Annotated in this window: 10 protein-coding genes; 8 read left to right on the top strand and 2 right to left on the bottom strand. The window is 55.5% G+C overall.

Annotated features, from left to right (window positions below):
• Positions 1-77: 77 nt before the first annotated feature.
• Both M3668_RS00980 and metG read left to right on the top strand, forming a co-directional pair.
• A complete protein-coding gene (locus M3668_RS00980; protein ID WP_251378968.1) occupies positions 78-1,178 on the top strand; it encodes a hypothetical protein in 1,101 nt (366 codons plus the stop codon).
• Between the two features lie 121 nt (positions 1,179-1,299).
• The gene (gene metG / locus M3668_RS00975; protein ID WP_251378967.1) at positions 1,300-2,841 is read left to right on the top strand and encodes a methionine--tRNA ligase; all 1,542 of its coding nucleotides are present in this window, start codon (positions 1,300-1,302) and stop codon (positions 2,839-2,841) included.
• A 146-nt stretch (positions 2,842-2,987) separates the two neighbouring features.
• Here metG and M3668_RS00970 read toward each other — a convergent pair whose 3' ends face one another.
• A complete protein-coding gene (locus tag M3668_RS00970; protein WP_251378966.1) occupies positions 2,988-4,067 on the bottom strand; it encodes a hypothetical protein in 1,080 nt (359 codons plus the stop codon).
• A 103-nt stretch (positions 4,068-4,170) separates the two neighbouring features.
• Here M3668_RS00970 and M3668_RS00965 point away from each other — a divergent pair, with 103 nt between their 5' ends.
• The gene (locus M3668_RS00965; protein WP_251378965.1) at positions 4,171-5,094 is read left to right on the top strand and encodes a hypothetical protein; all 924 of its coding nucleotides are present in this window, start codon (positions 4,171-4,173) and stop codon (positions 5,092-5,094) included.
• A 75-nt stretch (positions 5,095-5,169) separates the two neighbouring features.
• On the opposite strand, the gene M3668_RS00960 is transcribed toward M3668_RS00965, so the two are convergent.
• A complete protein-coding gene (locus M3668_RS00960) occupies positions 5,170-5,436 on the bottom strand; it encodes a hypothetical protein (RefSeq protein WP_251378964.1) in 267 nt (88 codons plus the stop codon).
• A 289-nt stretch (positions 5,437-5,725) separates the two neighbouring features.
• On the opposite strand from M3668_RS00960, the gene thrC reads away from it, so the two are divergent.
• From thrC to gltX, 5 genes are all read left to right on the top strand, one after another.
• A complete protein-coding gene (thrC, locus tag M3668_RS00955) occupies positions 5,726-7,153 on the top strand; it encodes a threonine synthase (RefSeq protein WP_251378963.1) in 1,428 nt (475 codons plus the stop codon).
• Positions 7,154-7,326: 173 nt separating this feature from the next.
• A complete protein-coding gene (locus M3668_RS00950; RefSeq protein WP_251378962.1) occupies positions 7,327-8,382 on the top strand; it encodes a 3-isopropylmalate dehydrogenase in 1,056 nt (351 codons plus the stop codon).
• Between the two features lie 114 nt (positions 8,383-8,496).
• Entirely contained in the window at positions 8,497-9,594 is a 1,098-nt protein-coding gene (locus M3668_RS00945; RefSeq protein ID WP_251378961.1) for a branched-chain amino acid aminotransferase, read from the top strand.
• A 568-nt stretch (positions 9,595-10,162) separates the two neighbouring features.
• Positions 10,163-10,939 (top strand): fumarylacetoacetate hydrolase family protein, encoded by a 777-nt coding sequence (locus tag M3668_RS00940; protein WP_251378960.1) that lies wholly within the window; start codon positions 10,163-10,165, stop codon positions 10,937-10,939.
• Positions 10,940-11,008: 69 nt separating this feature from the next.
• Positions 11,009-12,526 (top strand): glutamate--tRNA ligase, encoded by a 1,518-nt coding sequence (gene gltX / locus M3668_RS00935; protein WP_251378959.1) that lies wholly within the window; start codon positions 11,009-11,011, stop codon positions 12,524-12,526.
• Positions 12,527-12,715: the final 189 nt, after the last annotated feature.

The raw sequence follows: 12,715 nt of genomic DNA, 5'->3' as shown, positions 1-12,715 counted from the left end.
AATGCACTGGGTGCTTTGGCTCCCTTGCTGCACGGTGATACCGGATTCCCAGAACCCAACAGAAAGTCACTCCAACGATGACCGTTCAACCACACCTACCCCGCCGAGCTCTTGCCCCCTTACTGACCGGCACTCTAGCGCTGGCCCTCACACAGCCCCATAGCCAGGCACAGGCAAGCCCCGTCTCCCCACTGCATCCAGCTAACTACCTGGCTCGAGGCACCGTTGCCCAACGTAGCGTTGCAGCCATGCCGGTTCTCCCTAACTCTGCACAGATGGCTAACTACCTCAAGAACCTGCATTCAACCTACGTCACCGATCAATTTAAGGGTAAGCTCCCGCTGAGCGGCAATGTTTTTGCCTACAACATCCCCATCCACACGGTTAACAGCAAGGACCCCAACCAGAACTACGAGTGGTTCTACAGCTTTGATCACCGCGTCAAATACCAGAGCGATGAATACAAAAAACTGATGGGTGCTGAAACCCCGGTTCGTATACCCCTCCCCATAAATTTTCAAATACCCGCTGGTGGGGATCGCTCGATCGCTGTCTATGACCTGGGCACCGGTTTATGGCGGTCCTTCTTTCTGGTTCAGAAAACAACTGAGGGCGAGCATAAGGGACGCTGGCATTACAGCTCTGGTGGCTACATCAAGGACGCACGAGCCCTGGCCGGATCAGGTCATAGCCTCCAGCTCACCGGAGGTTCCAGCAGCGTGGTGGGAATGGCTAGCGAGCTCACTCAAATCGGTATCGATGAGGTGCTAGCAGGGAGAATCAACCATGCGGTCTCCTTTACCCTGCCCAACGCCCGCAGCGGCTACTCCTGGCCTGCTCGTCAAGGAGACGGCAACCTAACAGACCCCCTTGCTCCCTATGAGGGGCAGTGGTTCCGCATCAACCCAGCGGTCAATTTAGATTCTTTGGGCCTGCGCCCACTGACCCTCATGATCGCCAAAGCTCTCCAGAAATACGGGGGCTACGGCAGTGACCGTAACATCTGGTGCATGGCAGCTAATTACGAATACGACACCAGTCAGACTGAGGCTACTCAAGGGAATTCCCGCTGGTACACCCAGGTGCAAGCTAAGTATGGTCAGGCGCCAGAGAACCTGCATGACTTCCCTTTCCAGCATTTGCAATTTGCTCCTAAAGACTGGAAGGGCGGCCTCTAATCTCCCACCGCTGTTCAGATGATAGAGGGGGTGGGGGAGCCGACGCCCTGCAGCGGTAGAGCGCACCCCTAAAGCGGACGATATTAGCCCATGGGCCGTGGTTCACGGTAAAGTTGTGCCTATGACTTCAACCCCCTTCTACATCACCACCGCAATCGCTTACCCCAACGGTGACCCCCACATCGGTCACGCTTACGAACATATTGCTACCGATGTGATGGCCCGTTTCAAGCGCCTCGATGGCTTTGATGTACGCTTTTTGACCGGCACCGATGAGCACGGCCAAAAAATGCAAACCACCGCCGAGAAACTGGGTATGAGTGCTCAAGAACTCGCCGACCAGAATGCCGCCCGCTTTAAAGCTATGGATGATCAGCTGAGCATCAGCTACGACCGCTACATCCGCACCACAGACCCCGACCACTATGAAGCATCCCAGGCTTTGTGGAAGCGGATGGAAGAGGCCGGAGACATCTACCTGGACAAGTACGAGGGCTGGTACTCCGTCCGTGACGAAGCCTTCTACGCAGAAGACGAGACCGAGGTGCGCAACGGCGTACGCTACGCCATTGAAACCGGCACCGAGGTGGAGTGGAACGAGGAAGAATCCTACTTCTTCCGACTCTCCAAGTACGCAGACCGCCTCAAAGAGCTCTACGCAACTGATGGGTTCGTCTACCCCGAATCCCGCCGTAACGAGCTAGCAGGCTTCATGAAGGATGGGTTGCGCGACCTCTCCATCTCCCGCACCAGCTTTGACTGGGGCGTGCCCGTGCCCGGCAATGAAAAGCACGTCATGTACGTCTGGGTGGACGCCCTGACTAACTACCTGACCGGCGTCGGCTTTCCGGACACCAACAGCGACCTCTTTAAGACCTACTGGCCCGCCAGCTACCACGTCATCGGCAAAGATATCTCACGCTTCCACGCTATCTACTGGCCTGCTTTCCTCTGGTCAGCCGGTATCGAGCTACCCAAGCGAGTCTTCGCCCACGGCTTCCTGCTGGTTGACGGCGAAAAGATGAGCAAGTCCATCGGCAACGTCGTTGACCCTGTAGATCTGGTTTCCTCCTTCGGGCTGGATCAGCTACGCTTCTTCCTGCTCCGTGAGGTCAGCTTCGGTCAGGATGGCTCCTACTCAGCCGAAGCTATCAAGAGCCGCATCAACTCTGATTTAGCCAATGACTTGGGTAACCTGGCCCAGCGATCGCTATCAATGGTTGCCAAGAACTGCGAGGGTAAGGTGCCGCTTCACGGCGCTTTCACCGCTGAGGATCAGGCCATGCTCGATCTGGCGAATGCCCTCTATGAGCCGGTGCGCGCTGATTTCGATGAACTGGCCTTCCACAAAGCTCTAGAACGTATCTGGCAGGTGGTAGGCGAAGCTAACCGCTACTTCACCTCCCAGGAACCATGGAAGTTGCGCAAGACCAATCTTGAGCGCATGAACACGGTGCTCTACGTGACCGCTGAGGTGCTGCGTATTGTCGCGATCCTGACTCAGCCGGTCATGCCCACCGCGATGGGAAAGATGCTGGACCTTCTAGCGGTTAGCCAAGACGCCCGCGATTTCGCTGACCTGGGCCAGGCGCTGGTACCCGGTGCCGAACTGCCGGCTCCTGCTCCGATCTTCCCCCGCTATGAGGAGCCCAAAGAAGGCTAAGCCTTAGCATCCCACCGAAACTAAGAAAAACTGCCCCACCTGAAGGCTTCAGGTGGGGCAATTTTATGGGCTAAGTAGCATTCTCATAGGGAGCCTGCGCTCAGCTTGAGGCAGATTGGCGGCATACGTATCTAACTCATCTACTCTTAGAACCAACCCAAGCCAGTGACCTTGTAGTAGAGCATCTGCGCCAGGGCAATGTAGCCCCACCCATTGAGGTGCAGACCATCTGTTGAGAAGAGAGAGGGCGGGATCTTACCTTCATCGTAGGCTTTTCTATCGGTATCTGAGCTCCACACACCCGAACCTGAGAGGGCGCCGTACCTCAACCAGCTCTCCTGGGTGGTCTCCCGAAGGAAGGTTTCGGGGTTTACGAAGAGCTCGCCGTACTTTTCAGCAGCCCATGCGTTATATTCACTGACCTGCTTTGCTCGGTCAGAATCTTTGCTATCACTTCTGCTACGGAAGTGCCCCATCACCAGGGTGCGCTTGGGGGCAAGGGCAAAAGCGTGTTCTGTATCTTTGCGAATCTGCTCGGTTTGATTCATATTATTCCGACCAATTTGAATGATGTGGTAAGAGGAACGCGAAATCATTTCTTGATAAGAATGGAACCAACTAGCTGGGGTAGTAGCAGGTGCGTAGATTGCTTCACCGTCAACCTGTCTCGTGAAGGTGAACGTATCGTTGGACGCAGGCACCAGGACGCCAGGTACCCCACCTACGTAGCCGGCGGCAAGAGTGCTGCCGCCCCATGCGACGTTAGAATCAGACGCTAGGGTTACTTCAACAGAACCTGAAGCCGGAATGGTATCCTGCGGGAACACCAACTTGTACATGCTTTCTGGTGTTCCCCTGCGAGCATTGATCTGGGTGGAAGTTTCACCGCCACGTCCAAAATTCAGGACTGGAGCTCCTAAATAGGAATGCAGTAAGGCTTCAATGGTGGCGTTAAAGCCGGCAGGAACACCCTGATCAGCCTGAGCTCCTTCGAAGGAGGAGCTCCCCCAAAGAGCCAGAGAGGGGCCATTGACCGTGGGGTAGGTGAGTTCGGACGGGAAGATATCGGACGTCGCATCGGAAGCGTGAGCAGGTGAGCTGCTGGAGGTTGTGCTGATGAGGGTCGCTGCACTGGCTGCGCCGGTTAAAGCAGCAAAGCGCATGAGGTTTCTGCGCGAAGTCGAAAGACCTTCTACATTTTCGGGGGTCATCTGTACCTTAGTCATGGTGATTAGAGTGATAAGAATGTCGTATCAACGTGTCTGTTGTTTTGCGCCTCAGCTATACATAGTAGTTAGACTTGGGGCTGATTATCTAGGAAAGGTCGCCGTGTCATTACTAACTAGTCACTGTATAAAAGGTGTATCCATTCTGAGCCTATTAGCTACGGGGTTGCTCACCGGCTGTTCCACACAGCCAGAAAACTTCAGCGAACTTCCCACCCAGAAACCTAAACCGGAGCACATCTCCCAGCTCTCTTCATGGATTTACCCTCCCGCAGAAGCAGAGGAAGCCCGCCGTGGATTTGTTGAGCGGTGCGTCAAACAGGCAGGTGGCTCCTACAAAGAGGCTGTACTGCACCATGATCTGGAAGACACCGTCTACACCGGCCGCACCACAGAAGAACTTAAGGAAACCGGTTATGGGCCTGAGCCTGCAGATAAGAGCCAGCAGATAGCTGACTTTGACCAAAAAGGGCTTGATGCTTATATCGGTACAGATAAGACTCAGCAGTTCCAGGTGACCTTCATGGACTACACCAGCGGTGGTATTTCAGCGGACGGTTGCCTGGCACAAAGCTATGAGTACATCTACGGTAGTGCTGAAAATGGTATTAAGGTTGCACTCTTAGCCCCGCAATTTGGTCAGGCTATTTCAGAAGAGCTGCACGCTGACCAAACCTATATTGACTTGCAAAATGCCTGGAAAACCTGCATGAACGACGCTGGGATTACTTCCCTTGAATCCACCGATCAGGCTGTCTATCAGTCCAGCTTGGTTGATGCTGAAACAGCGGAAAAAATGCTGAAAAGCGATATCAGTTGCCGAGAAGGCAATAATTTTGATGGTGCTGTCACTGAGCTCAAGCACTCATATTACGAGAGCATGTATAAGCGCCTAAAACAGTTCTCAAACGATATCGAAGAGACCCATCAGTTTGCTCTTGAACGGGTTAACGCTGATAAGGCTGAGCCCAAGGACACCTCATCTGTCACGGTGCCCACAACCTCCCCCTCACCTTCAGCATCCTAAAATCTTAGGGAGATCACCGGGTCGGTGGGCTTTGATCTAGTGTCAAGCCCACCGACTCAGTTTTTGCTAGTGGCCTTAGGTGATCTGCCGAAGAGCAACTGCTGGTGGCACCCCAGCACCTTTGTAAGCAGGTAGGGAAGCAGCTAGCCAGGCTAGTGTTAGGCTACCTATCCAGGTTGCAACCAACCCCTGCCAAGCGAAAGCGTAGGTTAGAACCGCACCTTCAGCCACGAAAGCTTGCAGGAGGAGCAAGCCCATGCTGACTTCCTCATTTAAAGAGTTAGCCTCGCCCTTGTCTACGTTAACCCTGGCAGAAATTCCGAAGGTGCTATTAATCTCCACCTCTTTCAAACTGGTGACTTGCACCGTTACTTAACCGTTCATGAGTATCAGCAAACTCAGTATGAGTGTCCAGGAGCGCCGTGATCAGCTAACCTCTGCAATACCACGGCATTCACCCTGAACCTACGGCGCTCAGCATCCTTTAACTGAACCAAAACATCATCCACGGCTGTCAGTTTAGAGAGCTAAAGTGCCAGCACCAGAACCGACAGATGATATACCCCGTCAATTCATACCGCAGTATGAGCACCAGACCCACCGAGGCACCAAGATTGGGTAGGGTAGTAGCATGCAGTACATCTCAACGCGCGATACTGGCGCAACCCCCGCGTCTTTCACTGACATCCTTCTGGGCGGGCTAGCCCCCGACGGCGGTCTCTACCTGCCCGTAGAATACCCTCAGCTGACTGACGCCACTCTTACCCACTGGCGCCAGGTGCTGAACACTGAGGGCTACCATGCGCTTGCCGCTGAAGTGCTGCAGCTCTTCGTTGATGACATTCCTGCTGAGGACCTCAAAGCGATTACTGCCCGTGCCTACAGCTACCCCAAGTTTGCCTCTGAAGACATTGTTCCCGTGACGGAACTAGAACCCGGCCTGCTCATCGGTCACCTGTCTGAGGGACCCACTGCTGCCTTTAAAGACATGGCCATGCAGCTGCTGGGTGAGCTCTTTGAATACGAGCTAGCCCGCCGCGGAGAACACCTGACCATTGTGGGCGCGACCTCTGGCGACACCGGCTCCTCAGCCGAATACGCTATGCGTGGCCGCGCAGGCATCAAGGTTTTCATGCTGACCCCTGCCGGTCGCATGACTCCCTTCCAGCAAGCACAGATGTTCGGTCTAGATGATGAGAACATCGTTAACATCGCTCTGGACGGTGTGTTTGACGACTGCCAAGACGTCGTCAAGGCCATCTCAGCCGACGCTGCTTTCAAGTCGGAACACCGTATCGGTGCGGTGAACTCCATCAACTGGGCACGACTCATGGCCCAGGTGGTCTACTACGTCTCAAGCTGGATTCGTGCCACCGAAACCAACGACCAGAAGGTCTCCTTCTGCGTACCCACCGGCAACTTTGGTGATATCTGTGCAGGGCATATCGCCCGCCAAATGGGGTTGCCCATTGACCGGCTGATCGTTGCGACCAACGAGAATGATGTGCTCGATGAATTCTTCCGCACCGGTGACTACCGCGTGCGTTCTTCGTCTGATACCTATGAAACTTCCAGCCCCTCCATGGATATCTCACGAGCCTCAAATTTTGAGCGCTTTGTCTTTGACTTGCTGGGGCGCGATGCTGAGCGCACTGCTGATCTCTTCGGTATCAAGGTGCGCCAGGGTGGGTTCTCACTGAGAGATGATCCGGCATTCGCGGACGCCGCGGACCGTTACGGCTTTGCCTCGGGCAAGTCCACCCACGCCGATCGTGTTGCCACAATTCGCGAGGTCAACGAGAAACTGGGTGTGCTGCTTGACCCCCACACCGCTGACGGTGTGAAGGTGGCCCGCTCACTGGCCCCCGAAATTGACACCCCTATTATTTGCCTTGAAACCGCCCTGCCGGTCAAGTTCGCTGAGACCATTGCTGAGGCAACCGGCTCTGAGCCAGAAATTCCGGCACGTTTTGAGGGCATCATGGAGGCCGAGCGTCACGTGCTTGACCTGCCCAACGATACTGAGGCAGTTAAGGCCCTGATTCGCGAGCGAGCCTAGTCTAAAAAATCAACAAGCGGCCCCTATCTTCTAAGAAAGAGAATAGGGGTCGCTTGTTTTAGCATGGCGTTTAGTGAAATTACTAAAGAAATCGTTGAGACCGGACAAGCCCACTATCTGAAACCAGCGACCAAAATGTGGTAAAGACTAGAGGGCGGGGCTAGCCTGGAAGCATGACTGAAAATCGCTCCATCAACCTCGCCGTCATTGCCGGCGACGGCATTGGCCCCGAAGTAGTAGCCCAAGCCGAGCGCGTGCTGAACCACGTCGCTGACCTCGAGAACATCACCCTCACCAGCACCCCCTACAGCTTGGGAGCTGAGCACTGGCTAGCAACCGGTGAAACCCTCACCCAAGAGACCAAAGATCAGCTAGCTACCCACGATGCTATTCTTTTTGGTGCTGTGGGCGCTGATCCCCGCTCGGCAACGGTGCCCAGCGGTCTTATCGAGCGCGAAATCCTGCTCAATCTGCGCTTCTCCTTTGATCACTACATCAACCTGCGCCCATCCAAGCTCTTTCCCGGGGCAGTCTCACCGCTGAGCAACCCCGGCGATATCGATTTCGTGGTGGTGCGAGAAGGCACTGAAGGCCCTTACGCCGGTAATGGCGGACTGCTGCGGGCTGGCACCCCGGCTGAAATTGCCACCGAGGTTTCGCTTAACACTGCCTACGGCATTGAGCGCTTGGTCCGCTACGCTTTTGAACTGGCTACCAGCCGCGAGAAAAAGAAACTCACCCTGATTCATAAGACTAACGTTCTCGTTAACGCCGGTCAGCTCTACTCCCGCATCTTCAATGAAGTCGCGGCCGAGTACCCGCAGGTCACCACTGACTACTTGCACATTGATGCTGCCACCATATTTTTCACCACCGAGCCCTCTCGTTTTGATGTCATTGTCACCGATAACCTCTTTGGTGATATTCTCACCGATCAGGCTGGCGCTATCACCGGTGGGATCGGCTACGCTGCCTGCGGCAATATCAACGCCAGCGGCACTTTCCCCTCAATGTTTGAGCCGGTGCATGGCTCAGCCCCAGATATTGCTGGCCAGGGCATTGCTAATCCGACCGCCACCGTCCTTGCCGCGGCTATGCTGCTGCGCCACCTTGGCTTTGAGGGCGCCGCAGCGCGGGTCGAGCGGGCCGTGGAAGCGGACCTGGCAGCCAACCCCGGTGCCCAGCGGTCTACTGAAGAGGTTGGCTCGGCAATCATCGCTGCTCTCTAAATCTGCATCTGCGCCCCGATCTTCCAGTGGGGCGTAGACTTTTTCACACGTGGGAGTGCTCACCTGCGGTATCCTCACTTACAAGAGACCCTTACTTTAATTCAAGGATGGAACATGACTGTGGACTTCACCGTTACTCGTAACCCGAACCCCACCAGCCCCGAACGTCGCGTTGAGATTTTGGCTGACCCGGGCTTTGGTAAGCACTTTACCGATCACATGGTGCGTATTGACTGGCACGGTGATTACGTAGACGGTGGGGAATGGTCTAACGCGCAGGTGTTGCCCTACGGCCCCCTGAGCCTGGACCCCGCGGCATCGGTCTTCCACTACGGCCAGGAGATTTTTGAGGGCATTAAGGCCTACCGCCAGGCTGACGGTTCTATCACCACCTTCCGCCCCGAAGAGAACGCTTCCCGCCTCAACAAGTCAGCTCAGCGCCTGGTTCTGCCGGAACTGCCCGAAGATCTCTTCACCGAGGCTATCCGCCAGTTGGTCAGCATCGACGCCGACTGGGTACCTAGCGGTGACGGTGAATCCCTCTACTTGCGTCCCTTCATGATTTCAACTGAGGCTTTCTTGGGTATTCGCCCCGCACACGAGGTCAGCTTCTTCGTGATTGCTTCACCCGCCGGTAACTACTTTGGCACTCCCAAGCCCGTTGATATCTGGCTTTCAACCAACTACGCCCGCGCGGGTGTGGGTGGCACCGGTGAGGCTAAGTGCGGCGGCAACTACGCGGCGTCCCTGGCAGCTCAGCTAGAAGGTGAAGCTAACGGTTGTAAGCAGGTGATCTTCAAAGACCCCAACCGCGATGACGCCATTGAAGAGCTGGGTGGCATGAATGTCTTCTTCGTCTTTGCTGATGGAAAGATTGTGACCCCTGAGCTGACCGGCACCATCCTGCGTGGTATCACCCGTAAGTCCATTATCAAACTGGCGCAGGAGCGCGGACACACTGTTGAGGAGCGCAGGTTCACTCTGGACGAGTGGCGCCAGGGCGTTGCCTCAGGTGAGATTACCGAGATTTTTGCCTGCGGTACCGCCGCTGTGATTACCCCTGTCGGCAAACTTAAGGCCGCTGACTTTGAGATTTCTTCACCTTCCGGTGAGGACGGCGGGGCAGTTACCATGACTCTTCGTGAAGAGCTGGTCGGGATGCAGACTGGTAAGGTTGAAGACCGCTTCGGCTGGAACGTGAAGCTGGTTTAAACTCATTCCCAAGGGATAGGGATCAGATTTTTCGGTAGGGAGCATGACTGTGCTGGTCCTTAACGAAAAATCTGGTCCCTTTCTTGTTCTTAGTGAGCTTAGAGTAAGAAAGGGTACGCTCGATGCCTATAGCCTGGTAGAAGGACTCATCGTGGCTGACCAGCAGTAGAGTGCCCCGGTATCCCCAACCGCCTCGAAGATGGCGGGGGAGTAGCCATCGCTCTCTAGGGCATTCAGAGTCTCTGGAGTTTTCATAACGTCAAACAGCTGGGCGAGCGTGGCTTCGGCTAAGAGCCCAAGGTTTTGGGGCAGGTAGTCATAGTGGCAGTGTCAGGGCTTCAGCAGAAAATAGAGAGCCGCTGAGGAATCCACCGTTCTGACCTTTCGAAGGGGATAAAACTACCACAATCATAAGAAAATTAAGGCTGGGCGGTCATTGCTGAAAAGATAAGTAAGTACAGGGGGTAGAGCCGAAGAAGAAGCTTAAGCCAGCCAAGAGACGCTCCTTACCGGTTCTGTGCCTTCTTTTCCTTTAGCAGCGGCTCTGCCTGTGCGGTAGCCTAGAGTCATGCGCATTGCTCGATTTACTGTTGAAGATAACCTGCATTTTGGTCTCGTTGAAGGCGACGCAGGTGAAGAAACCATCACCGTTCTATCGGGGGACCCCTTCTACTCGGGTGTCAACCCCACCGACAAAAAATATCGCCTGGACGAAGTACGCCTAGTTGCGCCTATTATTCCCCGCTCCAAGGTCATTGGTGCCGCCCGCAACTGGCACGACCACGCCCAAGAACTCGGCAACCAAACCCCCACCAGTCCCCAGTTCTTCTTCAAGCCCAACACCTCCGTCATCGGTCCCGGCGACCCCATCGCTCTGCCCGAATGGTCCAGCGATGTCTCTTACGAAGGCGAGCTTGCTGTGGTCATCGGCCGCATTGCTAAGTCCGTCCCGCTAGATCGCGTCCCCGAGGTAATTTACGGCTACACCGTTGCTAACGACCTCACCGCCCGCGACGCCCAAAAATCAGACGTGCAGTGGGCACGCGCTAAGGGCTTTGACGGCTCTTGCCCCCTGGGCCCCTGGATTGAAACCGAGTTACAGACCGATGACCTGACTATCCAGACCTGGGTAGACGGTGAACTCAAGCAGGATGGCACCACCGCAGACATGGTCTTCTCCGTCGCGGAACTGGTGGCAGCAGCCAGCGAATACTTCACCCTGCTACCCGGCGACGTCATTCTCACCGGTACTCCAGCCGGCGTCGGCAAGCTCTCAGCGGGCAACGAAGTCGAAATTGAGGTTGAGGGCATCGGTGCCCTGGTTAACACTGTCCGCGCAGAATAAACCGCCCAGCCACTAAAATTGAACTCGAAAAATTTTTACACCACCACAGAAAGGGATGTGGAAACATCCATGAGTGATTACGCTCTGAAACTTACTGATCCGTCTGAAACCCGTGTCCGTTTTTGCCCATCGCCCACCGGCACCCCCCACGTGGGTATGGTGCGCACCGCCCTTTTCAACTGGGCCTATGCTAAGCACACTGGCGGCAAGCTGATTTTCCGTATTGAAGACACCGACGCGGCACGTGACTCAGAGGAATCTTTCAATCAGGTGCTCGAATCCCTGCAGTGGTTGGGCATCAACTGGGACGAGGGTGTCGGTGTGGGTGGCCCCCACGAGCCCTACCGTCAGTCAGAGCGCATGGACATTTACGCGGAGGTTGTGGAGAAGCTCAAGGCAGGCGGCTACGTCTATGAAGATTTCTCAACCCCCGAAGAGGTAGAAGAGCGTCACAAGGCCAAGGGCGAAGACCCCAAGCTGGGCTACGACAACTTTGACCGCAACCTCACCGAAGATCAGAAGGCAGCCTACCGCGCTGAAGGCCGCCAGCCTGTTTTGCGCCTGCGCATGCCTGACACTGACATCACCTTCAACGACCTGGTGCGCGATGAAATCACCTTCAAGGCGGGCTCCGTTCCAGACTTCGTCGTGGTTCGCGCCAACGGCAAGCCCCTCTACACCCTGGTTAACCCCGTGGACGACGCGCTGATGGGCATCACCCACGTGTTGCGTGGTGAAGACTTGCTGTCCTCAACTCCGCGCCAGATTGCGCTCTACCGCGCCCTGGTTGAGGTGGGGGTTACCAGCTTCATCCCCGAATTCGGCCACATGCCCTACGTGATGGGCCAGGGCAACAAGAAGCTTTCCAAGCGTGACCCCGAATCCAGCCTCTACAACCTGCTGGATGCCGGCTTCATTAAGGAAGGTCTGCTCAACTACCTGTCCCTGCTGGGCTGGTCGCTGTCTCACGATGAGGACATCTTCACCATGGACACCATGGTGAAACACTTCGACATCGCAGACGTACTGGCTAACCCCGCCCGCTTTGACCTGAAGAAGGCTGAAGCAATCAATGGCACCCACGTGCGTATGCTCGAAGCTGAGGACTTCCGCAACCGTCTGGTACCCTTCCTCCACAAGGCTGAGCTGGTCTCAGCTGACGATTTTGAGGCTCTGACCGAGCGCGAACAGCAGATTTTGACTGAAGCTGCGCCTCTGGTTCAGGAACGCATGCAGCTACTGGGTGAGACCCCGGGCTTGCTGGGCTTCCTCTTTAAGAAGGACGAGGACATCGAGATCGCTCCGGACGCCGCTAAGCAGCTTAAGGAGTCAGCACCCGCTGTTCTGGACGCCGCGATTGCCGCTATTGAAGGCCTAGAAACCTTTACTGCTGAAAGCATTCAAGACGCGTTGCGTGAGGCAATCGTTGAGGGGCTAGAAATCAAGCCCCGCCTGGCCTTCGGGCCGGTGCGCACCGCTATCTCGGGTGAGCGTATTTCACCACCCCTCTTTGAATCCATGGAGATTTTGGGCAAGGATTCCTCACTCGCTCGCCTCAAGAAGCTAGCTGCTTCATTGGCGGACTAGAGCCTGCCCACACTGAGCCTCGCCTCCTGCCACCTGCCCGGTGGTCAGGGAGCGGGGTTCTTTGCGTTTTGGGAGGTTCTGCTGTAGTTACTTCTGGGGACTGCTTTTATCTTTTCCATAGGTATCTGAGCGGTGTGCGGATTGATGTGAATATCTCATATGACAAGCAAAAATGCGTAATAACCGGTC

The sequence above is a fragment of the Rothia sp. P100 genome, assembly GCF_023712425.1.
GTDB lineage: Bacteria > Actinomycetota > Actinomycetes > Actinomycetales > Micrococcaceae > Rothia > Rothia endophytica.
Note: the sequence above shows the minus strand (reverse complement) of the source record. Positions and strands in the feature narration are given on the sequence as shown.

What these genes read in the sequence shown, in the direction of transcription:
- M3668_RS00980 (WP_251378968.1), top strand. Translation starts at nt 78, where the DNA reads ATGACCGTTCAACCACACCTACCCCGCCGAGCTCTTGCCCCCTTACTG.
- metG (WP_251378967.1), top strand. Translation starts at nt 1,300, where the DNA reads ATGACTTCAACCCCCTTCTACATCACCACCGCAATCGCTTACCCCAAC.
- M3668_RS00970 (WP_251378966.1), bottom strand. Translation starts at nt 4,067, where the DNA reads ATGACTAAGGTACAGATGACCCCCGAAAATGTAGAAGGTCTTTCGACT.
- thrC (WP_251378963.1), top strand. Translation starts at nt 5,726, where the DNA reads ATGCAGTACATCTCAACGCGCGATACTGGCGCAACCCCCGCGTCTTTC.
- M3668_RS00950 (WP_251378962.1), top strand. Translation starts at nt 7,327, where the DNA reads ATGACTGAAAATCGCTCCATCAACCTCGCCGTCATTGCCGGCGACGGC.
- M3668_RS00945 (WP_251378961.1), top strand. Translation starts at nt 8,497, where the DNA reads ATGACTGTGGACTTCACCGTTACTCGTAACCCGAACCCCACCAGCCCC.
- M3668_RS00940 (WP_251378960.1), top strand. Translation starts at nt 10,163, where the DNA reads ATGCGCATTGCTCGATTTACTGTTGAAGATAACCTGCATTTTGGTCTC.
- gltX (WP_251378959.1), top strand. Translation starts at nt 11,009, where the DNA reads ATGAGTGATTACGCTCTGAAACTTACTGATCCGTCTGAAACCCGTGTC.